This is a genomic window from Paenibacillus pseudetheri, from assembly GCF_924513355.1.
GTDB classification, from domain to species: Bacteria; Bacillota; Bacilli; order Paenibacillales; family Paenibacillaceae; genus Paenibacillus_AQ; species Paenibacillus_AQ pseudetheri.
This window is the reverse complement of the sequence record NZ_CAKMAB010000021.1, coordinates 26056-52157: the sequence shown is the minus strand read 5'-3', so window position 1 is coordinate 52157 and position 26102 is coordinate 26056. Positions and strand designations below refer to the sequence as shown.

The 26102-nt window shown below is 40.2% G+C and carries 32 protein-coding genes; 28 read left to right on the top strand and 4 right to left on the bottom strand.

Going from position 1 to position 26102, the window contains the following annotated elements; genetic code table 11:
* Nucleotides 1–8 precede the first annotated feature (8 nt).
* The 3 genes from L1028_RS18495 to L1028_RS18485 all read left to right on the top strand — a co-directional run bounded on the left by L1028_RS18495 (nt 9) and on the right by L1028_RS18485 (nt 3241).
* Entirely contained in the window at nt 9–1364 is a 1356-nt protein-coding gene (locus tag L1028_RS18495) for a sensor histidine kinase (RefSeq protein WP_234536911.1), read from the top strand.
* A gap of 90 nt (nt 1365–1454) precedes the next feature.
* Nucleotides 1455–2552, top strand: a complete 1098-nt coding sequence (locus tag L1028_RS18490; RefSeq protein WP_234536908.1) for an ABC transporter permease — start codon at nt 1455–1457, stop codon at nt 2550–2552.
* Nucleotides 2549–3241 carry an ABC transporter ATP-binding protein gene (locus L1028_RS18485; protein ID WP_234536906.1) on the top strand — a complete coding sequence of 231 codons (693 nt, stop codon included), beginning with the start codon at nt 2549–2551 and terminating at the stop codon, nt 3239–3241. The genes L1028_RS18490 and L1028_RS18485 overlap by 4 nt, the downstream gene beginning before the upstream one ends.
* A gap of 65 nt (nt 3242–3306) precedes the next feature.
* Here L1028_RS18485 and L1028_RS18480 read toward each other — a convergent pair whose 3' ends face one another.
* From L1028_RS18480 to L1028_RS18470, 3 genes are all read right to left on the bottom strand, one after another.
* The gene (locus L1028_RS18480; protein ID WP_234536903.1) at nt 3307–3498 is read right to left on the bottom strand and encodes a hypothetical protein; all 192 of its coding nucleotides are present in this window, start codon (nt 3496–3498) and stop codon (nt 3307–3309) included.
* A 229-nt stretch (nt 3499–3727) separates the two neighbouring features.
* Entirely contained in the window at nt 3728–4618 is an 891-nt protein-coding gene (locus tag L1028_RS18475) for a LysR family transcriptional regulator (RefSeq protein WP_234536900.1), read from the bottom strand.
* Nucleotides 4619–4720: 102 nt separating this feature from the next.
* Nucleotides 4721–5557: a helix-turn-helix domain-containing protein gene (locus tag L1028_RS18470; protein WP_341482564.1), complete on the bottom strand. Its 837-nt coding sequence runs from the start codon at nt 5555–5557 to the stop codon at nt 4721–4723.
* A gap of 155 nt (nt 5558–5712) precedes the next feature.
* On the opposite strand from L1028_RS18470, the gene L1028_RS18465 reads away from it, so the two are divergent.
* The 23 genes from L1028_RS18465 to L1028_RS18355 all read left to right on the top strand — a co-directional run bounded on the left by L1028_RS18465 (nt 5713) and on the right by L1028_RS18355 (nt 23018).
* A complete protein-coding gene (locus L1028_RS18465; protein ID WP_234536896.1) occupies nt 5713–6876 on the top strand; it encodes a Gfo/Idh/MocA family protein in 1164 nt (387 codons plus the stop codon).
* Nucleotides 6877–6900: 24 nt separating this feature from the next.
* Complete coding sequence (locus tag L1028_RS18460; protein ID WP_234536893.1) at nt 6901–7659, top strand: sugar phosphate isomerase/epimerase family protein; 759 nt, start codon at nt 6901–6903, stop codon at nt 7657–7659.
* A gap of 33 nt (nt 7660–7692) precedes the next feature.
* Nucleotides 7693–8781 (top strand): Gfo/Idh/MocA family protein, encoded by a 1089-nt coding sequence (locus L1028_RS18455; protein ID WP_234536890.1) that lies wholly within the window; start codon nt 7693–7695, stop codon nt 8779–8781.
* A gap of 30 nt (nt 8782–8811) precedes the next feature.
* Entirely contained in the window at nt 8812–9813 is a 1002-nt protein-coding gene (locus L1028_RS18450) for a Gfo/Idh/MocA family protein (protein ID WP_234536885.1), read from the top strand.
* Between the two features lie 207 nt (nt 9814–10020).
* Nucleotides 10021–10227 carry a hypothetical protein gene (locus L1028_RS18445; RefSeq protein WP_234536880.1) on the top strand — a complete coding sequence of 69 codons (207 nt, stop codon included), beginning with the start codon at nt 10021–10023 and terminating at the stop codon, nt 10225–10227.
* 247 nt (nt 10228–10474) lie between these two features.
* Nucleotides 10475–11971, top strand: a complete 1497-nt coding sequence (locus tag L1028_RS18440; RefSeq protein WP_234536876.1) for a malate:quinone oxidoreductase — start codon at nt 10475–10477, stop codon at nt 11969–11971.
* Between the two features lie 63 nt (nt 11972–12034).
* Complete coding sequence (locus L1028_RS18435; RefSeq protein ID WP_234536873.1) at nt 12035–12259, top strand: hypothetical protein; 225 nt, start codon at nt 12035–12037, stop codon at nt 12257–12259.
* 204 nt (nt 12260–12463) lie between these two features.
* The gene (locus tag L1028_RS18430) at nt 12464–12880 is read left to right on the top strand and encodes a GntR family transcriptional regulator (protein ID WP_234536869.1); all 417 of its coding nucleotides are present in this window, start codon (nt 12464–12466) and stop codon (nt 12878–12880) included.
* Nucleotides 12867–13358 carry a hypothetical protein gene (locus tag L1028_RS18425; protein ID WP_234536847.1) on the top strand — a complete coding sequence of 164 codons (492 nt, stop codon included), beginning with the start codon at nt 12867–12869 and terminating at the stop codon, nt 13356–13358. The genes L1028_RS18430 and L1028_RS18425 overlap by 14 nt, the downstream gene beginning before the upstream one ends.
* Nucleotides 13359–13564: 206 nt before the next feature.
* Complete coding sequence (locus L1028_RS18420; RefSeq protein ID WP_234536845.1) at nt 13565–14047, top strand: DUF2975 domain-containing protein; 483 nt, start codon at nt 13565–13567, stop codon at nt 14045–14047.
* A gap of 10 nt (nt 14048–14057) precedes the next feature.
* Complete coding sequence (locus tag L1028_RS18415; protein WP_234536824.1) at nt 14058–14279, top strand: helix-turn-helix domain-containing protein; 222 nt, start codon at nt 14058–14060, stop codon at nt 14277–14279.
* Between the two features lie 21 nt (nt 14280–14300).
* A complete protein-coding gene (locus L1028_RS18410) occupies nt 14301–15077 on the top strand; it encodes a DUF817 domain-containing protein (RefSeq protein WP_234536821.1) in 777 nt (258 codons plus the stop codon).
* A 161-nt stretch (nt 15078–15238) separates the two neighbouring features.
* On the top strand, nt 15239–15895 hold the full coding sequence (locus tag L1028_RS18405; RefSeq protein ID WP_234536818.1) for a CatB-related O-acetyltransferase: 657 nt from the start codon (nt 15239–15241) through the stop codon (nt 15893–15895).
* Between the two features lie 155 nt (nt 15896–16050).
* Nucleotides 16051–16287, top strand: a complete 237-nt coding sequence (locus L1028_RS18400; protein WP_234536815.1) for a DUF3977 family protein — start codon at nt 16051–16053, stop codon at nt 16285–16287.
* Between the two features lie 14 nt (nt 16288–16301).
* Nucleotides 16302–17186, top strand: a complete 885-nt coding sequence (locus tag L1028_RS18395; protein ID WP_234536812.1) for a GNAT family N-acetyltransferase — start codon at nt 16302–16304, stop codon at nt 17184–17186.
* A gap of 233 nt (nt 17187–17419) precedes the next feature.
* Complete coding sequence (locus L1028_RS18390) at nt 17420–18109, top strand: hypothetical protein (protein ID WP_234536788.1); 690 nt, start codon at nt 17420–17422, stop codon at nt 18107–18109.
* 38 nt (nt 18110–18147) lie between these two features.
* Nucleotides 18148–18801: a uridine kinase family protein gene (locus L1028_RS18385; protein ID WP_234536785.1), complete on the top strand. Its 654-nt coding sequence runs from the start codon at nt 18148–18150 to the stop codon at nt 18799–18801.
* Nucleotides 18802–18819: 18 nt separating this feature from the next.
* Nucleotides 18820–18984 (top strand): CDP-alcohol phosphatidyltransferase family protein, encoded by a 165-nt coding sequence (locus L1028_RS31520; protein WP_341482566.1) that lies wholly within the window; start codon nt 18820–18822, stop codon nt 18982–18984.
* Nucleotides 18985–19375: 391 nt separating this feature from the next.
* Nucleotides 19376–20380 carry a phosphotransferase enzyme family protein gene (locus tag L1028_RS18375; protein WP_234536782.1) on the top strand — a complete coding sequence of 335 codons (1005 nt, stop codon included), beginning with the start codon at nt 19376–19378 and terminating at the stop codon, nt 20378–20380.
* A 10-nt stretch (nt 20381–20390) separates the two neighbouring features.
* Nucleotides 20391–20918, top strand: a complete 528-nt coding sequence (locus L1028_RS18370; protein ID WP_234536762.1) for a GNAT family N-acetyltransferase — start codon at nt 20391–20393, stop codon at nt 20916–20918.
* A 135-nt stretch (nt 20919–21053) separates the two neighbouring features.
* The gene (locus L1028_RS18365) at nt 21054–21452 is read left to right on the top strand and encodes an RrF2 family transcriptional regulator (RefSeq protein WP_234536759.1); all 399 of its coding nucleotides are present in this window, start codon (nt 21054–21056) and stop codon (nt 21450–21452) included.
* A 74-nt stretch (nt 21453–21526) separates the two neighbouring features.
* Nucleotides 21527–22156 carry a class I SAM-dependent methyltransferase gene (locus tag L1028_RS18360; RefSeq protein WP_234536756.1) on the top strand — a complete coding sequence of 210 codons (630 nt, stop codon included), beginning with the start codon at nt 21527–21529 and terminating at the stop codon, nt 22154–22156.
* Between the two features lie 55 nt (nt 22157–22211).
* A complete protein-coding gene (locus L1028_RS18355; protein ID WP_234537190.1) occupies nt 22212–23018 on the top strand; it encodes a class I SAM-dependent methyltransferase in 807 nt (268 codons plus the stop codon).
* A 56-nt stretch (nt 23019–23074) separates the two neighbouring features.
* On the opposite strand, the gene L1028_RS18350 is transcribed toward L1028_RS18355, so the two are convergent.
* Nucleotides 23075–23983 carry an aldo/keto reductase gene (locus L1028_RS18350; protein WP_234536753.1) on the bottom strand — a complete coding sequence of 303 codons (909 nt, stop codon included), beginning with the start codon at nt 23981–23983 and terminating at the stop codon, nt 23075–23077.
* A 163-nt stretch (nt 23984–24146) separates the two neighbouring features.
* Here L1028_RS18350 and msrA point away from each other — a divergent pair, with 163 nt between their 5' ends.
* Both msrA and L1028_RS18340 read left to right on the top strand, forming a co-directional pair.
* Nucleotides 24147–24659 carry a peptide-methionine (S)-S-oxide reductase MsrA gene (gene msrA / locus L1028_RS18345; protein ID WP_234536750.1) on the top strand — a complete coding sequence of 171 codons (513 nt, stop codon included), beginning with the start codon at nt 24147–24149 and terminating at the stop codon, nt 24657–24659.
* Between the two features lie 175 nt (nt 24660–24834).
* Nucleotides 24835–26025, top strand: a complete 1191-nt coding sequence (locus L1028_RS18340) for a cell wall-binding repeat-containing protein (RefSeq protein WP_234536731.1) — start codon at nt 24835–24837, stop codon at nt 26023–26025.
* Nucleotides 26026–26102: the final 77 nt, after the last annotated feature.

Genomic DNA, 26102 nt, shown 5'->3' with positions numbered 1-26102 from the left:
ATGTAAGGATGTGTATTCTTTTTTGTTCGGCCATTGTTGTGAGCAGCCTTCTTGGCTTTTTGGTGTCTAATATTTATTATCAAGCTCAGATTAAATCGAAGAACGATACCAAGCTTACGGGGATGGCCATAGAAATTCAGCAGTTTGCAGAATCTCACCCAGATTCTATGGAGGATTATCTGCGAAGTGTAGCTATACTAGGTTATAAGATCTATTTAACCGATGCAGAAGGTCAATCCCGATTCTATGGCAAACCCTTTCGGAAAGAGGACTTGGATCAGCAACAGCTAGAGAAGGTCCTGAATGGGCAAGTGTATCATGGCGTAGCGGAGTTTCCTGATAGTGCATTTATAACAGGATTTTTTGATAACCAATTAAGTAATACGATTGGTGTGCCTATTGAAGTCAATAATGAGACTTTTGCGTTATTCATGCGTCCGGATGCAGAGGTTCAGTTTGGTGAACTGCGCGTGTTTTTTGCTGTTATCATCGGATTTACCGTGTTGTTCAGTCTTGGATTCGTCATGATCAGCGTACTGCATGTGGTTAAACCCATTACACGTTTGACAACGGCGACTAAGCGGATTTCAAAAGGTAGGTATGATATTAAACTAAATACTTGGCGCCAAGATGAGATTGGCCAGTTAGCCTCACACTTTATGATTATGAGTCGTGAGCTGGAACGGACCAATCGTGCGCGTCAAGAGTTTGTTGCAAATGTATCGCATGAAATCGAGTCGCCATTAACTTCTATTCAAGGATTTGCCCAAACCCTTAAAGATCCTACATTACCAGAGGATGAACGGATACAGTACCTCAATATTATTGACCAAGAAAGTCATCGACTGTCGATGCTTAGTAAGCAGCTACTAACCTTATCTTCCCTTGACTATGATCCGAATTCCTTGCAGAAGAAATCCATAGATTTGCGAGCACAGCTACGGCAGGTCGTGCAAATCATGGAGTGGAGATTAACGGAGAAGCAACTGGCTGTAAGGCTGAATCTTGCTGATATCAGCGTACATGGCGATTCCAATCTATTGTATCAGGTGTGGATGAACCTCATTACTAATGCTATCAAATACACACCTGCTGAGGGATCTATTATGATTTCCGCCAAGCTTGATGAGGGGAACTGTGTAGTAACCTTTTCGGATACTGGGGAAGGTATTCCTCCTGAGGAATTACCACTCATCTTTGATCGTTTTTATAAAGTCGACCGCGCACGTACACGAGAAACACATAGCAGCGGTCTTGGACTAGCGATTACTCAAAAAATTGTAGAGACACATAACGGAACCATAGAAGTATCCAGTGCTATTGGCAAAGGTACCACCTTTACCGTAACTCTTCCGCTTTTGTAACTCGTTATTCATACTCCGTTCATTTTCATCTTCTAAACTGTGACTATACAGATTAGAAGGAGTGGTAATATGTTTCTAGCCTTAAGGGAAATGCGACATTCTAAAGCCAGATACCTGTTAATAATGGTGATCATGTTATTGGTTTCCTTTCTTGTACTTTTCGTAACGGGACTGGCCAGGGGGTTAGCGTATGCTAACATCTCAGCAATAGAGAATATGCCGGCAAACTATTACGTGGTGCAGAAGGATGCGGATCAGACGTTTAGACGTTCTCAGTTAACGGATACAGAGCTTAATAGTGTACGAGCAGTAATAGGAGACAATAATGCCTCCTCACTCGCTCTACAAATGAGTACAGTGACTACGAAAGATGCGGATACCAAAGCAGACGTAACTTTTTTTGCAGTAGATATGGACGGTTTGCTTGCTCCAAAAGTGGTTGAAGGTGACAAGATTACGAATGACACGCAGGGAAGTGTCATCGTTGATCGTGACTTGGAGCAATCGGGCATTAAGATTGGTAGTACGATCCAAGATCAGGCAACTGGAATGGAATTTAAGGTAACAGGTTATGTTGAAAATAGCTCATACAGTCATACCCCAGTAGTCTATATTAACAATAAAGATTGGCAGGGAATGAGACAGGGCGTTAATCAAGGTAGCAAGGCTACATCAGGAGTGCCTTTTAATGTAATTGCGCTTAATGCAAACGCTGGGCAAGTGGATAAGATCTCTGCGAATACGAAAAATGTGGAAGTTATTACGCAAAAAGAAGCGATCTCTAATATTCCGGGTTATTCGTCAGAACAAGGTTCACTGCTTATGATGATTGCCTTCTTGTTCGTAATCGCTGGGTTTGTTCTGGCTGTATTCTTCTATGTCATTACAATTCAGAAAACAAGCCAGTTTGGCATACTGAAAGCCATGGGTACAAAAATGTCTTACTTGGCTTGGAGCGTAGTAGGGCAGGTTATGATATTGGCCATTGCAAGTCTTAGCATTAGCTTGTTACTAACCTTTGGAATGAATCAGGTATTACCAGACACTATGCCATTCCAACTGGAACCTTCTACGATTCTATTAACCAGCGGTTTGTTCGTTGGGATGTCTCTTTTAGGATCACTTATTTCTGTCGCTAAAGTGGCTAAAGTAGATGCATTAGAAGCAATTGGGAGGGCTGGAGCATGAGTGCGAAATTATTGATGAAGCAAGTGACCAAGACCTACGGAGACGGCGATACAACGGTATCTGTTCTGAATAATTTGAATCTTATAGTTAATGAAGGAGAATTTGTGGCTGTCCTTGGACCTTCGGGAACAGGGAAGAGTACCTTTCTTTCAGCAGCTGGTGCGCTTCTTACGCCAACTAGTGGTGAGATTTTCATAGACGGAGAATCTCTTACAGATAAAAGTAAAAGTGAGCTGACCGAGCTACGATTAGAGAAGATAGGCTTTATGTTCCAAAGTGCACAGCTATTGCCCTACTTGAAGGTAGAAGAGCAGCTTCTCTATGTTGCTAAACAAGGAAAGATGAGTTCTAAAGAAGCGAAGGAACGGGCAACTGATTTGATGAAACGTCTGGATATCTGGAAACGTCGGAATCATTATCCTGAGCAGCTATCTGGCGGGGAGAAGCAACGTGTAGCCATCGCAAGAGCGTGGATGAATAAACCCGCAATTTTGTTTGCGGATGAACCAACAGCAAGTTTGGATTTTAAACGAGGTAGAGAAGTCGTGCAAATGATTGCTGACGAAGTAAAGAATGAGGGTAAAGCTGCCGTAATGGTCACTCATGATGAACGAATGCTCGAATGGTGTGATCGAGTGCTGCATCTGGAAGATGGACATTTGGTTGAACATGAGTTAAGCAAAATTTAGTGAAAAAACGATTCATGCTATTTATGGCATGAATCGTTTTTTGGTGTGTGAACAGTAGTTTGTTCTTATTTGTCAGCTATGGTGACTTGGCCTAAGTCATACGTGTCAAACCAGCCTTTAATAGTGTTGAAATTACTGCTGAATGACAGTGCCAGTTCTAGTAGAATTCGGGCATGAACTGCGTTCAGATTATCTCCGGCAATTATGCCGTCACTTGAAGCATAGTTGGAACCGGAACCCGTACGCGTGGTGGACACGAAGATAATTCCGTTTTCCCTAATAGCTTTCGTACAGCTTCTCCCATAGCTTTAGTTACGCCGCCAGCCCCTGTACCTGAAGTTACAATACCTCTTGCACCATCTTGGACAAAACCTGTAATTGCCCCGGAACCCGCATCTTGGTAGGCAGAAGTAATTTCTATCTAAAAATTCCATTGAAAATATTGAATATACAAAAATAGCTGCCGAGACTTTCTCGGCAGCCTGACTACTTGTCTTTTCTAGAGACAAGTAGTTTTTGTATAAAGACATTGGTGGCCATGGAGGAGGAGCTTTCTTTATGGCGGATGATAGAGAATTGTCTTTCTAGATGATGATGTCTGATGGGTAGCTCGCAGATTTCGCCACTTGCTAATTCTTTACGCACAATCCATCTGGAGAGCATAGCGATTCCCAAACCGGAGGCGACTGCTTCCTTAACTCCCTGACTACTGTTGAAGACATAGGACCTTTTAACAGAAATCTCTTCTTCTTGAATGTAATGCTCACTAAAAGCACGCGTTCCAGAGCCAAGCTCTCGCAGCACCCAAACTTGATTTTGCAGCATACTTTGCTCCACAGAGACTATTTTTGATAAAGGGTGGTTGGCAGGGGAGACGATAATCATCTCGTCCTTCATATAAGGCGTGACGATCAGATCATTCTCATGGGCTTGTCCTTCGATAAAACCAATATCCAATTCATTGGATCTTACACCACCAATAATTTCTTCAGTATTACCGATCGTCACCTGAAGCTTGACTTGTGGGTATTGATTTGCAAATTCCGCAAGTCTTGAGGGTAATATATACTCTCCAATCGTAAAGCTCGCACCAATATGTATACTGCCTGTGACTTCATCCTGAAGCATCTGTATTTCCTGATTAGCTTCTTCAAAGTGGGCCAATATTTGTTTGGCATGTTTATAAAGAATTGTACCCGCTTCGGTTAATCTTACTTGCTTAGACGATCGATGTAGAAGCTTTGCGCCTAGTTCATTCTCAAGATTCCGGATATGTAGACTGACACCGGGTTGAGATAGATTCAGCAATTCTCCTGCTTTAGAGAAATGGCTTTGCTCAGCTACAGTAACGAACACTCGTAATGTATCCACAATCATAGTAATCCCTCTCTAAAAGTCCCGAATGTAATTAAAGTTCCTTTTGATTGGTCGTTCTTTCCATTATAGTTCATCCCATTCAGAGGTACATCTCTAATTAAATTACTTCGTACTATTCCGATAAGCTGATGGGGAAAGACCCATGGTCTTTTTGAAATATTTAGAGAAATGAGCCAATTCCATGCCTACTTGCTCCGCAATATCTGAAATACTGAAATCCGTGTAAGAAAGCTGTCTTTTAGCGTGCTCCATGCGTTTCAGTTGAACATAGTGCATAGGAGTCACCCCCATGAATCTTTTGAAATAAGGAATGAAATAGTTCGGGTGCAGGTGGACAAGTTCTGCTAATTCATCAATCTCTATGGGCTTATTCAGACATTTATCGATGTAATGGAGCACATGAGCTAGCTTGCCTTGGTCACCGGTGTGTATGAATTGAGTCATAAAGTCTGCGTGACTATTGCCGCTCGATTCAAGACAAGTGGCAATGAGATTAAGCAGACAAGCCTGAGTTCGAAGGATAGATAAGACATCGTCCTTTTGAAATTGTTCGATCATTTCCACGAAGATTGCCCTTATTGAATCTGGATTAGGCGAATCGCAGATGTATAATTTTTTTTCCGCATGGAATAAGGGCCACTCCCCAATGTCAGCATCAAAGTGACAGTAATAACGGATATATGGATCATTAACAGAAGTTTCAGTAGTTTGTGTGCTCCCCGCAGGCATGATCATTAGCTGACCTGGCTTCGGATAATAATTAATTCCGTTTATAATCACTTTCCCCTTACCCCCGTCTATATAATACAGCCGATTAAAAGCGGGGGTTTCCAGTGTTCGGTTCCATCCGGGAGTTCTATTACTAAGTTGGGCATGGGTCACAGTAACCTTAAGATTCTGTAGGAGACGCCCTGACAAATTACCTGGGTTGTTCATCATCTAACTCCTTTAACGCAAGTATATTCTCATTATAACGGTTTTATTTAACTAAAACATCTTACTTAAATACAAATAAACCTTAATTTCAATCATGTTCATGTCCATAAATTAAGTATATCCTCTAAGCATAACCACTAATAAGGAAGTGACCAGAGATGAGTATAGTTCGTTATGGGATTATCGGCATTGGGAATATGGGAAGCGCACATGCGCAAAGTCTGCTGAGTGAGATTAAGGGAGCTGAGCTTACAGCTGTATGTGATATAAGAGAAGAACGTTTGAAATGGGCTGAAGAGCAATTACCTGAGAACGTTAGGAAATATTCTACGCCAAAGGAATTATTCGAGTCACGTAACATGGATGCTGTATTAATCTGTACTCCGCATTATGATCACCCTGCACTTGCAATTGAAGCTTTTCAACATGGTTATCATGTACTAGTGGAGAAGCCTGCAGGTGTTTATACGAAAGCTGTTCAACAGATGAATGATGCTGCAGCACAGTCTGACCGCAAATTTGGAATCATGTACAATCAGCGTACTAATCCTTTATATCAGAAGCTGAGAGATCTTATTCAGTCTGGTGAATTAGGTGAGATTCGCCGGACGAATTGGATTATTACCGACTGGTATAGATCGCAGAATTATTACAACTCTGGTGGCTGGCGGGCTACATGGGCGGGTGAAGGTGGTGGGGTATTGCTTAATCAAGATCCTCATCAACTAGATTTATGGCAGTGGACGACAGGGATGATGCCGAAACGGATAAGGGCATTTTGCCACTTTGGAAAATATCGCAATATTGAGGTCGAAGATGATGTAACCGCTTATGTGGAGTATGAGAATGGAGCTACGGGTCTGTTTATTACTACAACTGGAGAGGCGCCGGGGACCAATCGTTTTGAAATTAATGGTGACAACGGAAAAATCGTAGTGGAAGATGGGAAGCTAACTTTTTGGCGTTTACGTACACCCGAACCTCAGTTCAACGCAGAGTTCACGGGAGGATTCGGTAGTCCAGAGTGTTGGAAATGTGAGATACCCGTACAAGATGGTGGAGAGGAGCAGCATAAAGGAATCCTAAGGAACTTTACGAATGCCATTTTGCATGATGAGGCATTACTTGCTCCCGGGGAGGAAGGGATTAAGGGACTAACCCTTTCAAATGCAATGTATTTATCGGCTTGGACGGACAATTGGGTGGAGCTTCCGCTGGATTCGGATTTATTCTACGAAAAGCTGATGGAAAGAGTAAAAAACTCGACTTTCCAAAAGGAAGCTTCAGAAACTATAACATTGAATGTTAAAGGAACTCATTAAATCGAAAGAGAGAGGTTAAATCCTATGAAACGTTCGACGATTGCGGCTCAAATGTACACGTTACGTGATTTTACTCAAACCGCGGAGGATTTAAGATCAACTTTTCAAAAGGTATCTGCAATGGGTTATGAAGCCATTCAGATTTCATCCATCGGACCGATTGATCCGAAGCTTGTTAAAGAATATGCAGATGAAGCAGGACTGGCAATATGTGCGACCCATGTGTCCTGGGATCGGTTAGTGAATGATCTGGAAGCTCTAGCCGCTGAGCATAGGTTGTGGAAGTGCAAATACATTGGACTTGGAAGTTTACCAGAAGAATTTCGTACGGGGCTTGAAAGCTACCGGAAATTTGCGAAATTGATATCTGAAATTGCAATAAAACTAAAAGAACAACATGATCTGCAATTTGTTTATCATAATCATGATTTTGAATTTGAACGTTTTGACGGTATTACTGGAATGGAAGTGCTCCTCAATGAGACTGATCCTACAGTTGGTTTCATACTTGATTTATTTTGGGTTCAGGCAGGTGGCGCGAGTCCGGTGGAATGGATACGAAAAGTTGAAGGCAGAATGCAGGTGGTGCATTTAAAGGATATGGCGATTATAGACAGACAGCAAGTCTTTGCTGAGATTGGTGAAGGAAACATGAACTACGGTGAGATCATTACTGTTTGCCGTGAAACAGGCGTTGAATGGTATGTAGTGGAGCAGGATGTTTGCCGTCGTAATCCTTTTGAGAGCTTGGAGATTAGTCTGCGCTATCTGCTTAACCTATAATAGAATCGATTAGAAGCCATTAGGAGGATTCTTATGGATAGAAAAGATGGAATGAACTATGCCCCTACGTATGAAGCTAAACCAGTAGTGAAGCCAGGTGAATTCATAATCGCAGCTATCGCACTAGATCACGGTCATATTTACGGGATGTGTAATGGACTCGTTGAGGCAGGGGCAGAGCTGAAATGGGTATATGACCCGGATGAGGAGAAGGTTAGAGCTTTCATAGCCAAATATCCGGGAGCAAGGGCTGCTGAGTCTATGAATGAGGTTTTGGAGGACCCTGAGGTTCGCTTAATTGCGGCTGCTGCTGTTCCTTCGGAAAGAGGACCTTTAGGAAATAAGGTAATGGCTCACGGGAAGGATTATTTTACGGATAAAACACCTTTTACAACACTTGAACAGCTGGAATCCGCTAGAGCTATGGTCGCAGCAACCAATCAGAAGTACATGGCTTACTTTAGTGAACGCCTTCATGTTGAAAGCGCAATCTATGCGGGACGGTTGATCCGTCAGGGGGCTATTGGCCGTGTTCTTCAAGTCATTGGCTTAGGACCGCATCGTTTAAATGCTTCTAGTCGTCCGGAATGGTTCTTCGAGCGGGAGAAATATGGTGGAATCCTGTGCGATATCGGCAGCCATCAAATAGAACAATTTTTGTATTATACAGATTGTCAGGATGCTTCAGTTGTTCACAGTAAGGTAGCTAATTATAATCATTCGTCTTACCCTGAATTGGAGGACTTCGGTGATGCGAACCTTGTTGGAGACAATGGGGCAACCCAATACTTCCGAGTAGATTGGTTTACGCCAGACGGGCTCGGAACCTGGGGAGATGGACGTACAATGATCATGGGAACTGAAGGGTACATTGAACTGCGCAAATACAGCGATATCGGGCGTTCAAATACACCGGATCATGTGTACTGGGTGAACGGGGAAGGGGAGCATTACGAGCATGTAGCTGGAAAAGTTGGATTTCCGTTCTTTGGTGAACTTATCCTCGATTGTCTGAACCGGACGGAGCTGGCTATGACTCAAGCACATGTCTTCAAAGCTGCTGAACTATGTTTGAGGGCTCAAGCCCAAGCGATGAATCTAACCCCTAATCAACTTAAATAGTGAATGGAATACTTAATGGAGGTGGTAAAAATGAACAAACTTGGAGTAGCGATTATTGGCTGCGGGGCGATATCTCCTCTCCATGCTAAAGCAATATCAGTTATAAAAGATGTAAACCTACTTACAGTTGTAGATATTGATGCTGATAAAGCTACGCGAGCGGGAATAGAATACGCCTGCCATGCCACTGACGATTATATGGAAATACTAAATGATAATCGTATTAATGTTGTACATCTCTGTACACCTCATTATCTTCATGCAGAAATGGCTGTAGAGCTATTACGTGCAGGGAAACATGTGTTAACAGAAAAGCCAATCGCCGCCGACCTTTCTTCAGCAAAGCGTATGCTAGAAGAGGCGCAAGAGAGCACCGGCCAGCTTGGTGTGGTATTCCAGAACCGTTATAATGATGCTTCCATTTATATGAAGAAGACGATTGATTCTGGTGCATTAGGGAAACTACTTTGTATGAAGGGGATTGTAACCTGGCACCGAAACGAAAGTTATTACAAAGATAGTAACTGGAGAGGACGATGGTCCACGGAAGGTGGAGGTGTTCTAATTAATCAGACCATTCATACCTTGGATTTACTTCAGTGGTATGGGGGTGAGATTAAATCCGTGAAAGGCAGTATTACCACGGATGTGCTTGATGGCGTCATTGAAGTAGAAGATACTGCCCATGCTTGTATCGACTTCGAGAATAATGTTCGCGGGCTGTTTTATGGTACGAATACCTATCTTGAGAACTCTCCGGTGGAGTTGGAGTTAGTCTTTGAAGAGGGGACACTTAACCTTCGTAGAGACTACTTGTATCTTTGGAAAGATGGGAAGGAAAGCTTGGTTTGCGAGCCTATATTCAGGGCTACAGAAGGTAAATCATATTGGGGGACAGGGCATAAGAGACTGATTGAGGACTTCTATGACCATATTTTTAGTGGACGAAAGTTTTGGCTGGACGGTACTGAGGGGATAAAAGCGCTGAAGCTGGTGAAGGATATTTACAGTTCATCACAGAGAGCTAAATAAATCGTTAGTATAGCAAAAGCTGTTCCAAGAGTAGATTTATCTACAAATGAGACAGCTTTTTCGTGTTTAGGGACTTTCCATATTGGGTTAAACACTAAGAAGAAGACTGTGACTTACAGAGGGAGATGGATTTGATCAATTCCCTTTAGTGGAATAATCTAAAGATTGTATAGGTTAAAAAAAGCAAAATATTTGGTAATTTACATTGTGCAGACCATTGTGTTCTTTTTTGTCATATTATATGTATTGATGTTTCTTTCTGGTGGATTATTCACCACCTTTTATATGCTCATTGCTTGTTTCGTTAGCGTATTCGCTGCCTTGCTCATGTTAATGCGTAAAAGCTTCTTATGCGCCATAGTTGATCTTGCTGCTCCGGGCAGCATGTTCATTTATTTTATTAATAATGCTTAAATGTTATTAATCCTTGTAAGAAGCGGGTTTATGGCTGTCACTTAAGTTCCTTAACCTGGAGGACTTATTTCTCTCTTTTTTGCAAGCTTTTAAATAACTTATTTTTTTCATATAATAGTAGATAATTAAATTTATAAATAATTGTAATACACTCGGATAAGGGTATAATTGAGACAGAAAAGGTGTGACGCCTAAGAAGGAGCGCCCACATCCTTTCTGCAAAATTCAGGGGATAAGGATGGTAATAATGGGCAAAAGTGCAACTGAAACAGACGTCATTTTAATTGGTGCTGGAATCATGAGTGCGACTTTAGGAACACTTTTAAAAGAATTAGTGCCGGATTGGAAGATTAAAGTGTTTGAAAAGCTCGAAAATGCAGGTGAGGAAAGCTCTAATGAATGGAATAATGCAGGAACTGGACATGCGGCGCTCTGCGAGCTTAACTACACTGTCGAAAAATCCGACGGAACTGTAGATATTAGTAAAGCCATCCAAATTAATGAACAGTTTCAGCTTTCAATGCAATTTTGGTCTTATTTGGTAAATCGTAAGCTGATACATAATCCGCAGGACTTTATCATGCCATTGCCCCATATGAGTTTGGTACTAGGGGAGAGCAATGTAGCTTATTTGAAGAGAAGATTTGAAGCGCTGTCAAAAAATCCTTTGTTTCAAGGAATGGAATTTTCCGATGACTCTAGCAAACTAATGGAATGGATACCGCTTATTATACAAAATCGTCCATCGAATGAACCTATAGCAGCAACAAAAATCGACACTGGCACAGATGTTAACTTTGGTGCTTTAACGCGCATATTATTTGATCACTTGAAGAGTAAGAATGTAGATCTCCATTATAAACATAGTGTGGATGGAATCAAACGTACTAGCAATGGGTCATGGGACTTGAGAGTGAAGAACGACAGCGGTACCATTGAACAACATACTGCAAAATTTGTCTTTGTCGGTGGCGGGGGTGGAAGCCTGCATATACTTCAAAAGTCTGGAATTCCTGAAGGGAAACATATTGGAGGATTCCCGATTAGCGGAATATTTATGGTGTGTAATAAACCAGATGTTATAGCGCAGCATCATGCAAAAGTATACGGTAAAGCTAAGGTTGGAGCGCCTCCAATGTCTGTTCCGCATCTTGACACCAGATTTATTGACAACAAAAAATCGTTGCTATTTGGACCGTTTGCTGGCTTCTCACCAAAATTTTTAAAAACCGGTTCAATGTTTGATTTGATCACTTCCGTAAAACCGGATAATCTCCTAACGATGTTGTCGGCAGGTGCAAAGAACATGTCTTTGACCAAATACCTGATCGAGCAAGTGTTGTTATCCAAAGAAAAGCGCATGGAGGAATTACGAGAGTTTGTTCCGAATGCCAAAACCGAAGATTGGGATATAGTCGTAGCAGGCCAACGTGTGCAGGTAATCAAAGATACAGAAGACGGCAAAGGTATCCTTCAATTTGGTACAGAGGTAATTAGCGCCGCAGATGGTTCGATTGCAGCATTACTAGGTGCTTCTCCAGGTGCTTCTACGGCTGTTCACGTGATGCTTGAAGTACTTAACAAATGTTTCCCTCAACATATAAAAGAGTGGGAACCGAAGATTAAAGAAATGATTCCTTCTTATGGCCTGTCACTATTAGAGAATCCAGAGCTTCTAAACGAAATTCGTACTTCAATTGCGGCTACGTTGGATTTAGGTGAAAGAGAACGAGTTCAAGGATAATGTATAGCGTGAAATTAATAAATACTTATATTTTACGCAAAGGCTGCCGAGGGGCAGCTTTTTTTGTGGAAGAAAATTATACATTTTACCAAACATGTGGATACTTCCAAGAAAAGTGTACGGATTCAGATTGTAAGGACCGAGTCAACTATTGATCAGGATCTTGAACATTACGTTCCCATTGCAGATTGTACAATAGAAATCACCCTATCAGCTTCTAAAATATCATCTACTGCACTTTGTGCAATCAAACTACAGAATTATGCGATTAAAGGGCATTATTCCTAGGATTGATTGTACAGAATACAACAGAACTCCAATTCAGCTCGATTTAAATAACTTCTGTTGCACAAAATACAATGATCCCAAAAAAATCCCTAGAAGCCTGTGCCCAAAACCAAACGATTGACACAAAAGTGTATTACTCGTATAGTACATGTATAAGATGTATGAACCACTTAGTACACACACTTAGCATATGGAGTTGGTTGTATGACAGAAGAACAGAAACCAGGCGTCAGCTTTAATATTCGTGAACCAGTATATATTCAGGTTGTTCGTCGCTTCAAGGAACAGATAGCTACAGGGCAGATTGGAGCGGGAGACAAAATCCCTTCACGGCGTGAACTGGCAGCAGTCATGAAGATTAATCCGAACACCGCGCAGAAGGCGTATAAGGAAATGGAGGAACAAGGCTTGATTGTAACAGAAGGAAATTCCCCGAGTCGAATTACACAGGATCAGCAAATACTTAGCTCGATTCGCTCTGAATTAATAGAAAGTGCAGTGGATGCATTTATTGTTTCCATTCAGAACATCCAAATTCCGGTTGAAGAACTGGTAGATATCGTGAAGACGAAATATACATCAGAGCGGAAGTCAGCTCCAGAGAGCGGTGACGCGAAATGATCCAAGTGAACCAGATCAATGGATTTTAACGGTTAGTAAAGATAATCATAAAAAGGCATATCAAGTAGATGTTGCAACAGGACAAATCTCGGCGCTCGCGTTCCAAGGGCATGAAATGTTATTGAATAATATTATGAATGCCTATGGACAGAAAATTTATTTCCTGCAAAAAACTGTATCGAGTAAGGAAAATATAGGATTCACTGTTATTTCTTACGATCTCGTGACTAAAGAATATGAGACTACTCTGAAGATTACAAATATAGATTTAAGTGAAAATATTACCTATGATTTTAAACAAGACTATCTCTATATTGTGGGTTATAAGAATTTCAAAGGTAATCGTCTATATGTATTCAATTTGACAAGCGGTAACCTTGAATACGAAGGAAAAGCAGTATCAACAGAGGCTGCAAACCAGGCTGAAGATGAAGCTAACATGGATTTGAATTTTATCGATCTCGGTCATCAGTTTTAGAATTATTTTTAGAATAGAAAAATAGAGATAAAGAGATATGAAAAGGTACCAAGGCCGAGCTAATGACTTCTAATAGTCAATTAGCTCGGACTTTTCGTCAAAAATGCAAAACAGATAATAATCACTGCTTTTCGATTGAAATATATTGTAAAACGATAAATTATGTGATAAGTTCAATTCACAATAAATCTGTGAGGTGTGTTTTTATGGAAAGAGGATCAACGCTGTTTTTAAGGGGAGCGGTTATTCTTATTGGAATCCCGGTGCTTGCTTTGTGCATATTTGTGGTGCCGGGGATAGCTAGTTTCGCTGCAGAACTGTATCCAGATTATAGTTTATTGAAATATCTCATTGCCATTGATTTGTATGCCTCGGCGATACCTTTTTACTTTGCACTATATCAAGCGTTTAAACTGTTAGGCTATATTGACAAGAACAATGCTTTTTCGGAAATGTCTGTACAGGTTTTAAAGAAAATAAAATATTGTGCAATCACCATCAGTGGCTTGTATGTAGTTGGTATGCCACTCTTTTACCTCATGGCGGAGAAAGATGATGCTCCAGGGATTATTGTCATCGGCTTGATTATCATTTTTGCCTCCATGGTGATTGCCGTTTTTGCTGCAGTTCTACAAAAGCTTTTAAAAGAAGCTATTGATATAAAATCAGAAAATGACTTAACTGTCTGAGGTGAAAACAATGGCGATTATAATTAATATCGACGTGATGCTGGCTAAAAGAAAAATGAGTGTTACTGAGCTTTCGGAGAGAGTTGGAATAACAATGGCTAACCTTTCTATATTGAAAAATGGAAAAGCAAAAGCGGTGCGATTATCAACTTTAGAGGCAATTTGTAAGGCTTTGGAATGTCAGCCTGGTGATCTATTAGAATACAAAAGTGACGAGAAAATTGTGGATTAAATGAAAAATCGACCTAAATCATTGGAACCAATAATACAACTACTGCATTTTGGCTATCATCAGGCGATGAGCTGCATATTTCCTGTTGCGATTTTTGGGACATTAGCTCTTTCTAGTGCAATAGAGCTGCCTTTCATCTATCGATATGATGCCATTCTTATTATACTGCTTACAGTGCAGTACCTTATGTACCGTACTGGATTAGAGACACTAGATGAAATTAAAGTCATTTGTGTATTTCACGTTATTGGTTTGTTGCTGGAAATTTATAAGATAAGGATGGGTTCATGGGCTTATCCTGAGCCTGGCATTACGAAATTCCTTGGTGTGCCGCTCTATAGCGGATTTATGTATGCGAGTGTCGCAAGCTTTATGTGTCAGATATGGCGTAGACTGAAGATGGACATGACCGGTTGGCCAGGGCTTATTCCTGCGGGATTATTAGGTGGAGCCATCTATTTAAACTTTTTCACACATCATTTCATTCCTGATTTTCGTTGGTGGCTGACAGCCCTTGTGGTCGTTGTCTTTTGGAGAACACGGATCATATATCGGGTACGGACTGTAACCTATCGTATGCCCTTGACGTTAGCTTTTTTTATAGTGGGATTTTTTATCTGGTTAGCCGAAAATATAGCAACATTTTTTAATGCATGGAAATATCCCGATCAGAACCATACTTGGCAACTAGTTAGCTTCAGTAAGATCAGTTCGTGGTTCCTTCTGGTAATCATTAGTGTCATTATTGTTGCCCAGCTGAAACATGTTAAAGCTAACCGTATAACAAAAGATTCATAATCGAATTTGACGAACTAATCATTCTTTTGTTACAATGTCCCCATTCATTAGGAAAAGGATGAGGACGATGGTTCGTCGTTTGAAACGGTTTAAGAATGTCGCTACTGTATCAAGCTTCTAAGTATAAATGATTTAAATTACTTAGAAGCGAGGAAAAGAAAATGAAAAAACATCAATTTAACCATTGGTCAGAAACGAAGTTTTTAAAGGATATTGTCACCAACCCAATGATTGAGGTAGGGGATTACTCGTACTACTCTGGTTATTACGATAGTCATCATTTTGAAGACGGGTGCGTCAGATATCTTTGGGGAGACGAAACGTCAAGAAAGTTATTTAACCCGATCGAAGATTTTGGTTGGCATTTAGATAAATTGATTATAGGAAATTATGTTTGTATTGCAAGTGGTGTAATTATTTTAATGGGTGGAAATCACAATCATCATCCTGATTGGATTACCGTGTATCCTTTTGTAGATCAGATTGAAAGCTCTTACGAACCCAAAGGGGATACGATCATAGAAAGTGATGCCTGGATAGGGATGAATGCAATGATTATGCCAGGTGTGAAAATAGGTGAGGGTGCTATTGTTGCGGCAGGATCGGTTGTTGTAAAAGATGTTCCGCCATATACAATAGTAGGCGGCAACCCTGCTAAAAAGATCAGAAAACGATTCGCAGATCATGAAATCGAAAAGTTAAAGGAAATGCGTTGGTTCGATTGGAAACGTGAGAAAATTGAACAAGCCACGCCTATCTTTTCAAGTTCATCGATTGATCAGTTATATGAGTTTTATCAGAGGGAAATAAAATCATAACACAATCAGAACAGGCTGCCGGCATTATTTGGCAGCCTGTTCTTTTATCCGAGAAGGTAGTTTAACGATAATTGTTCTTTACCAGATTAATCCTAATTAGTATGATAGTATGAATGGGCTCATCTAATCTCTTGGGAGGAAAGTGTGCTAGATATATGAAATATATTGAATTTGGTCTAGGAAATACATGGCTTATTAGAACCGAAACAGAGTTAGAGGATGGAAGTGAATTTGAAGAAAAGGGAATTGTGAAACCGGTAAGGTTCCGTTCGCTATATATCAGGATTTGGATTGGCAAAACTGTAGTGATCCTAGACTTAAAGCAAGGTTTTAAAAAAAGCAAGAAAAGTTATAACGCGTTTAAGATTATTTTTGGTATAACAAGTCTCTAGAATGGAGGAGCAAGATGCCCCCTTTTTTAATACACAAATATATTCCGCTAAGAGATAAGGCGCAAATTGAACGATTGTTACTTCACAATAATGATCTATTGAAGATTTTTTGTCAGGATGAAGAGACCAATAAAAATAATATTTTGGTTGCCCTCAATAAGGATACACTCTTAGGCTTTCTTTCATTTAATGGGTTCGGAAGAAAACCACAAGCGACCCTATTTGTTAGTAATGAGTATGACGCAGTGGATATCGGCTCAAAGCTAATAGAAGAATATGAAAAAATGCTTATACATAATGAAACAGTAGAGCATACAGTATTTAATGTTCTTTCTGGCGATGTTGAATTAATCACCGTCTTGGAAAGAAATAATTATCGCAAATACTTTACCTCATATATTATGGAACGAATAGGCGACCCCTTTCCTCCAGCGGATATCCTTGTTAGAAATTATGAGGAGAATGATTACTTAGAATGGGACAGAGTTTGCGAATTAGCATTTTATCATATGCGTCAGCGTATAGGCATGTATCCTTCGTTTTTTTATACACCTGTGGAATGGGAACGGGAACAGTTTGCGAAAAATAAAGATAATATGTTTGTAATGACAGTTGATGGCACTATAGTAGCTATAGGAAAAATAGCAGGAAATAAAATAAGTATTGTTGCTATTTCGATAGAACATCAATCACGAGGTTATGGAAGATCTTTTGTGAAATTTCTTGTTAATGAAATCATTAGCAGAGGTGAAGAAAAGGTCATACTTGAAGTAGTGAAAGGGAATTTTGCGAAAGCCTTATATGAAAGCCTTGGATTTAAAGAAACGGAAATTCACCATAACTATATCAAGTATTTTAGACCAGATACGAGACTTATTGCTCCACCTGAGAATTATTAAAAAACTTAATAATATAATGACAAGCGAGGTTTAAAGGGATAATTAAGTGATCTTGACCGACATTTTGGGCATAACAATAAATATGGTACGATAGCCAATCAAAATGATTGGGTTCGTGCCTTTTTAGCTTTGGATATTTTCTCTAATGCCAAGATTATTTGCATCATTGGGCATAAAAAGACTAGATTTGGAGACTTGCTCATTAAGAAATGTTGTTGCTTAGGAGGGATGAAATGACCGGAATTAAAGGATGGCTATATATTTTATTTTTGCTGTTTTCTTTAATATTTGTGGGAATCACACATCAGGGGACTATGGTTGGGGATTACCTCTTTAGAACCATTGGAATCCCACCTTGGAGCGAAGCTGCTACAAACCATGGTTTACATTACTCAGTAATATTCGGGATTGTTATGTTAATTGTCAGTGGGAATTTAACTATAATGTACTTTAAGCAGCATTATAAAAAATATGTAGGCAGAAGCGTTATTCTTTTTTGCATTATTTTTATTTATTTGTATCCAATTCTCACTGAGCAATTGTATTATCTTGTGAATGTGAACAAAGAAGGAGTTAAAGTAGTTGATTTTCTGGAAAAAGATTCGGACTGTATGTACGGTACTCAAGAGGATATAGTGAAGATTCAATGTACAATCAGGCTTATCAATTATGGCGGACAAAATGAAACCATAAAGATTCGTCCAATCTTTCGTGAGTATGGTAATTCTCAAGGGATCTGGTCATTTATAGAGGTTCAGCCTCAGGAGATTACCTTGCTACCAAGGTCTAACATTAAGTATAACATTCAATTTGAAAGTAAGCCTGATGCTAAGATTGTTGAATTTGGTGCAAGTGGTAATACCAATTACTTTGGTGTGGAGTTCGTCAAGGATGGTCAAAAAAAGGAAGTATTTAGGAGATGAACGGATAAAACATATACAACGACAAGATGGAGGAAACTATGGATAAGGTATTACATGAAATAGCCAATTTGATTAGTGCTGAGGATAAAAGAGTGACCATTGGGATTTCGGGTCATGGTGCATCTGGAAAGACAACCTTTGCCGATAATCTTTTAAAGCTTCTGGGACATGAGGATGTGAATTATATTAATACTGACCCTTATATAATCGGTTCACATCTTAGAAAGTACACTATTATCGACTATGAATATAAGAATGAACATCATCATGATAAAATGACAGCTTGTCATCCTGCTGCCCATAATATATTAGCTTTAGAGAGAGACATTCGAATGATGAGAGAGGGTTTAGATTTTTATACAATAGAAACGAATTATTTAAAGAGTACTTTGATATCTTCACATAACAGAGTGAACATTGTAGAAGGCATGAGCGTTGCTTTTACAGACCCGAATTTGTTTGATCTGAAAGTTTACTTATATACGGATGGAGAGACTGAATTGATGCGAAGGAGTCTTCGTGATGTCTCTGAAAGAGGAACAGATATTAATTATTTAAGAAAATCTCATGATGAACGTAGAATTCAGTATGATTTATTTATGCATCCTTTCCATCGAAACTTTGATATCGTTTTAAAAAATTCCAATGAAGATTATATTCTTGAAGGAGGGAATTATGAATCTTGCAAATAGAATAACTATCGCCAGAATATTATCTTTATTGTACTTTTTACAAAATATCCTGATTGGCCAGAGGGGATTTATTATGCTGCCATTGTTTTTTTACTCGCATCAGCCACTGACAAACTAGATGGGTATATTGCTAGGAAGTATAACCAGGTTACATTAAAATGGTGTCTCAAGTTGTTGCAATAACAGTTGTTATGTTTGACAACCATCCATTTACTTTCATAGCATATGTTCCTGTCGATCAAATCTTAATCTATATCGCATTAATCATAACTGTCTATTCTGGCTTTAACTGCATAAGAAATAACTACCATTCTTTAAAATTAGAATAATTTATTTCCATTGTCAAAAGGAAACAAAGGCTCAATATAAAGGCTGTTGACTGATCGGTAGCCAGCTTTTTTGGGCTAATGGTCAGTTTAGCTATAATTGTTTATTACCCTCAATATCTTTTCTGAGTTGCTATAATTGTTAAATGTGATACTTCGCAATAGCGGGTAACGGTAGTTTACTTCTGAAGGGCTGCCAGATGGTAGCCCTTCACTTCATTCAAGAACGTTAAAAAAGGGGATTCACAATGAACAACGGCTTTCGAATTGATAGTGAGATAAATCGGAGTCTTACGCTGAAGCTAACCAAACAATTAGCACTTAACGTTGTGCAGGAATATGAGGTGGACTGGAGTTCCATCCATTTTATCCAAGTATCTGAGCATGTTACTTTCCGAATAGAGAGCAGCGAGGGAGAAAAATTCTTGCTCCGCATTCACCCGATGAGCAAGTCACGTGAGGAAATCGAATCCGAATTGAAGTGGTTGGCGTTTCTTAGAAATAAGAGTTTTGTCGTACCTGAAGCCATACTGAACCGAGTAGGGGCTTCTGTCACTGATTCTTCTTCAGGTGGCGGGCAAAAATATTATGTTTCTTTGCTGAGATGGATCGAGGGTGAGCGATTGGATAAAAGGGCGCTTACGGCTGAGAGCGTCCAGAAAATGGGGGCACTGCTAGCGAAACTTCACGAGGCCAGCGACGATTTTTGTCCATCCAAAGACTTTACACGCCCTATTTGGGGCGGAGAGAGCTTTCAACGGGATTGGGAGCATTTGCAGGTACATTACCAGCATTTCATTTCAGATGAAGCTTTTGGGTTGTACACCATGGCCGCAGCTAAAGTGGCAGATCATCTCAAAAGGTTGGAACCGACTGGAAGTAATTATGGGATGATTCATGCTGACTTACACAATAGAAATGTCGTTTTTCACGAAGATGAACCGTTTGCTATCGATTTCGGTAGATGTGGTTTCGGTTATCATCTCTATGACATGGCTCAGTCGATCATGGGGTTACTTCCTCTTCAGAGAGAGGCTTTCATAGAGGGGTATCAACAGGTCAGAACAATGGACGAGAATTCGATTCCGATATTAGAGAGTTTCTTCATCATGTCGATCATCGAGGCATACAGCTTCCATGCCGATATTGCGCTTGAGATCGAAGGTCTAATCGAAGAGCAGCCCTATGCACAGGCGATATTGAAAGCCTATCTGGATGGGGAGCCGTTTATGTTTCAACCAAATATAATCTAATTACATAAGGGTGATTCATATTATTAATATCACAAGACTTACCACAATCGAAGAAGCTGAATTACTAGATCAAAAATTTGCTGAACAATTTAAATGGTATCAACGTGGAGATTATTATCTTAATTGCCTTGAAGAGAACCAAACTAATAAACGAGTAACATTAATAGTATATTATAATGATTCCGTAGCAGGGTGCTGTCATTTACTTTTTGAATCAAAGTATCCTTTTTTTAGAGATGATAATATACCAGAAATTAACGACTTGAATATCTTCCCAGAGTATAGAAGAAAGCAGATTGCGAGTAAATTATTGGATGAATTAGAACTGATTGCGGCTAAGACTTCTAGATTTATAGGGCTAGGGGTAGGGCTCTACAAAGATTATGGTAATGCACAAAGAATGTATACTTCTCGTGGATATGTCTTGGACGGTAGAGGGATGACTTATAATAATGTTCCAGTCATACCCGGGAAGTCAGTAATCGTTGATGACGATTTATTACTTTATTTAGTCAAAGACTTACAAAATAATTTGTAAGTCTTGAAGTGCACTCCATAGAATAAATATTTGAGAACTTCTAAGTAAATCCGATGAAATTCTACGGAGTGATGATTGTCTTTTTGGGCGATTAGAGTTATTATAGATTTTCAAAGTCGTTAATGGAGGTGCTGAATGAAATATTCCCAAGCGACAGACTATGCGCTTCATGCAATGCTTTATCTGGTGACGGCGGCGTCCGATAAGCCCGTAGGTGTTCAATTACTTGCTGAGAAGCTGGGGGTTTCGCAAACCTATCTGTCGAAAATGATGACCAAGCTAGTGAAGGCTGGATTGATTCAATCTGCACCTGGCGCAAACGGTGGGTATCGTCTTAGACGGAAGTCGGAAGATATCTCCTTTCTGGATATTATCCATGCGATCGAAGGGACTGCTTCTTTGTTCGAATGTAGCCTGGATCACGGTAGCGAGTGTCTGATTCAACAGGTTGTGATTGACGCTGAGAGACAGATGGAGCAGTACTTGAAGAACAAGAAAATTGCAGATTTGGCGAAAACAATGAAGACGGAGTGAAGATCCGTTCTTTTTTTGGAACTATTAAAGATAATATAAATCCGTAATGACTTTAATATAAAGGAGAATGAGGTATGACGGAATTCTGGGAATCAAGCTTTATTGAAAAACAAATGATGTGGGGATTTGAGCCTACAGACTCCGCTATCGTGACTAAGGACTTTTTCCTTGAAAAGAATGTTAAGGACATATTAGTACCAGGTATTGGGTATGGCAGAAATGCAAAGGTTTTTATTGAGAGTGGAATAAATGTAACAGGGATTGATATTTCCCAAACAGCGATTGATTTGGCGAGGCAAAACGGACTTGATATAAGCATTTTTCATGGTTCAGTATCTGACATGCCTTTTGATAATAAACGCTATGACGGTATATTTTGCCATGCCCTTATTCATCTATTGAATCATCAGGAGAGAGAAAAGTTTATTCAAGATTGCTACAATCAGTTAAAACCAAATGGATATATGATTTTTACAACGGTTTCAAAAAAAGCCCCAATGTTTGGAAAGGGCGAACCATTAGACAAAGATTATTTTGAGACGAAGGATGGTGTGAAAATGTTCTTTTATGATTCTGACACCATCACACAAGATTTCGAACCATATGGACTGGTTGAGTTTTCAGAAATAGATGAGCCTAATAAGAACATGATGAATAAACCTTCAATCAATTTTATAATGGTAAAATGTAAGAAAGAACTATAGAAAAATTTCGACATATCGAAGATAATATATTTCAAAAGAGGCAGGTGTTATGTTGATGAGCAATATTATTGATTATTACTCTAGCTTTGACGAGTGGGGCAGGCTGGACAGAGAACCCTTAGAGTTCATTATTAATCTCCATTATATCAAGAAATATATGCCCTCAGCTGGGAAGGTGCTGGATAATGGTGCAGGACCGGGTAAATACACGATGGAACTGGCTAAGCTCGGATATACAGTAACCCTTTCAGATATAACACCTAAATTAGTTGAAGTAGCAATTGAAAAGGCAGCTGCACTAGAATTAACTGAGCAATTTGACGGGTTTCATAACTTGAATGCTATAGATTTAGAAGGAATACCTAATGAGAATTATGATGTTTCATTGATGCTTGGTCCTTTGTATCATTTGCAGAAGGAAGAGGAACGAATTTTCGCAGTAAAAGAGTTGCATCGCGTGACCAAGCAGGATGGCATAGTATTTGTGGCTTTTCAAAGTCGAATGAGAATGACCATTAATTCCTTACAATCCCCGCAGCAGTGGAAGCCGAACGATAATATGAACACCATCCATGAGTTCTATGAGAGTGGAATCTTTAATCATAGTGACAAGGGCCGATTTACAGGTGCTTATTATTTTAACATTGATGAGATTCAGCCTTTCATGGAGAGGAATGGATTTGAGTCGATAGATTTAATTGGTTCATCAAGCATTGCAGCTATGTTATCTGCAGAGCAGCAGCAGTATTGGGCTCACCAAGAGGGGAATGAAGGCTTGATTAACTTCCTTATCTCCAAAGCTAATGATCCCTTTATCTTGGGGATTTCATCACATTTGTTATACATCGGTAAAAGAAAATAACAAAGAGCGTCAGTTACTTAACTGGCGCTCTGAACTTTATTAATGAGGAACTACCTCTACAGATGCAGTGTGTAGCGGTTCGCTTTACTCAATTCACGGATCATTTCGATTTCCTCCGAAGCTAGTGAGGCTGACTTAGCAGCCGTTACATTATCCTTCAATTGCTCCATGTTACTCGCACCTGGGATAATAACTGCTACTGACGGATGACCAAGCGGATAGTGAAGTGCCGTTTGTGATAGGGGACGAGAGTGACTCGTTTCCTGCACAAGCTGATCATGCAATTTCAGAAGTTCCTCACTACTGTAATTCAAGTACTTCTTCTCTGCCTTGCTGCGGCCATTCTCCGAAAGGATGCCACCCGCCAAAGGACCCCGGGCAATTAGACTGATCCCATGCTCGGCCAGCAGAGGGAGAATTTCTTCCTCAGGGCGTCGATCTAGAATGCTGTATTGGCTCATTACACTGATTATGTTTGATTTTTTTACATACTCTCTAATGACATTAGGTCGAATAGAGGAGATCCCATAATATCGGATTAGACCCTCTTGCTTAAGTTCTTCAAAGGCTTCAATAGTCTCATCCATCGGATCATCAATCGTTCCGCCATGCAGCTGATACAGATCGATATAATCCGTTTGGAGACGTCTAAGACTGTCTTTGACTGCGGATTTAATATAGGATTTCGATGGATCCCAGCTCCAGCCTTCTTGATCTGGAATTCTGCGGTTACCCACTTTTGTGCTCAATATCACCTCACCGCGGCGGTGGCGAATCGCCTTAGCAATGATCTCTTCATTACGGCCCTCATCATACAGATCAGCTGTATCTAAAAAGTTAATGCCTTGATCGAGCGCTTCATGGACGATGGAAATGGCCTTTGCTTCATCCGTACCTAAGGACATGCACCCGAGTCCTACTTCGCTTACATACAAATCGGACTGGCCCAAGCGATTTTTATTCATAGGTTGTTCCTTTCTAATTCCGTTGTTTGTTATATTATAACGTCTTAAAGCATTGAATTCGAATATTAATGGTTGATTTCCTTTGACTTTATAACCTATAAGCATTATCGTCATAGCATATGTTATTTACTAGATGATGATGGATAGGGAGAGACTTGAACATATGGAACAAGCAATGTTTGCAGGTGGTTGTTTTTGGTGCATGGTTACTCCGTTTGAGGAGTTACCAGGTATCCAAGGGATTGTATCGGGATATGCTGGAGGATTAACCGAGAACCCAACTTACGAAGAAGTCAAAACAGGAACAACAGGACATTACGAGGTGGTACAAATTACGTTTGATCCAGCGCTTTTTTCATACGAGAAGCTGCTTGAATTATATTGGCCTCAGATTGATCCCACGGATGATGGTGGACAATTTCAGGATAGAGGAACACAATACCGGACAGCCATCTTTTACTATAACGAAGAACAACGTTTAGCAGCCCTTGCCTCGAAGGAGCAGGTGGCTGAGAGTGGCAGATTCTCAGGACCCGTCGTGACGGAAATCCTTCCAGCGCCAACCTTTTATCGAGCGGAAGAATATCATCAGGACTATCATCATAAGAATCCCAAGCATTATAAAGAGGATCGAGAGCAATCCGGACGGGACACCTTTATCGCTAAACACTGGTAATCGCTGAAACGGAATTTCTAAAGTGATATGAGCATCCTAAGTCGTTCGTGGCTTACGGATGCTCTTTTTGCATCAATATACAAATTTTATTTATTTTAAATTCTACATACTTTCTACACATTTATAGACTAAACTACTCTAAATCAAGCGAGAAAATCAAAATGGAGGGTTTAGAATGAAAAAAATCATACCCATAGTTGCTGTTACATTGCTTCTAAGTGCAGTGTTAGCTGGCTGTCAATCGAGCAATAATGCCCCATCTGGATCAGAGAAGCAAGCTTCTATATCGTCAGTGGATCAACCTTGGATCGCAACAAAAAACACAACTCGTATAAACACTTCTGACCCTACTGAGGCAGCAGTTATCGTTTCACAAACCCTATGGTCCGCACAGACGAAGAACAACAGGCCTTCAAGTGTAGTATTAACGGATGTGAGCAATTGGCAGATTGCCGCGGTTAGTGCGGATTTGATCCATCATCCGAATAATGGCCCCATTCTTTTTACAACGAAAGAGGGTGTCCCTGAGGCAACGTTAGCAGAACTTAAGCGATTGAATCCTTTAGGCGCAGAAGGTAATAATGGTGTACAAGTAGTGCTCGTCGGACCCATGGCTTCCAATGTCGAAGAACAATTAAAGACACTGGATCTGAAAGTAGACCGAATTGAAGGGGATGAGCCGGCAGCTGTAGCACAAGCCATTGATACTTATTATGCAAAAGCTTCCGGTGAACTTCCAAAGGCAGTCATTGTAGGTTCTATGGATAGTCCTGAGTATACACTGCCTGCAGTGAATTGGATCGCCCATATGCCGGAGCCGCTTCTCTATGTAACAAAAGATAAAATTCCAGACCCTACGGTTGATGCTCTGAAAGAACGTGGAGGTTCGGCTACGATTTATATCTTAGGGCCTGAAGATGCTGTATCAATAGCTGTAGAAAAGCAATTACAAGAATACGGAACAGTAACTCGTATAGCTGGAAAAGACGCTTATGAGAATGCCATTGCTTTTGCTGCTTTTAAGGATGCTAGCAACGGATTCGGCTGGGGTATAACAACACCTGGACATAACTTGTCTTTGTTGACTACCGATTCAACGATGCTGGCGATCGCCGCTGCACCTTTTTCGCATTTAGGGAAACACGCACCGCTTATCTTTACGGAAAAAGACGGGTTGCCAGATTCCGAGATGGAATACATGATGACCCTTCAACCTAAATTTCAAGATTCACCAGCAGAAGGCCCCTATAATCATGCTTGGTTAACCGGGGACATCAACACAATAAAAGAAAGTGCCCAAAGCGAAATCGATGATATGCTGGAAATCTCACCGGCTGCAGGAGGCAATCCACATTCCGGTCACTAAGGGTACGACAGGCTGGCATCATTAACAATGATGTCGGCTTGTTCTGTGTTTATTTTGTATAATAAGAAGAACTAGGC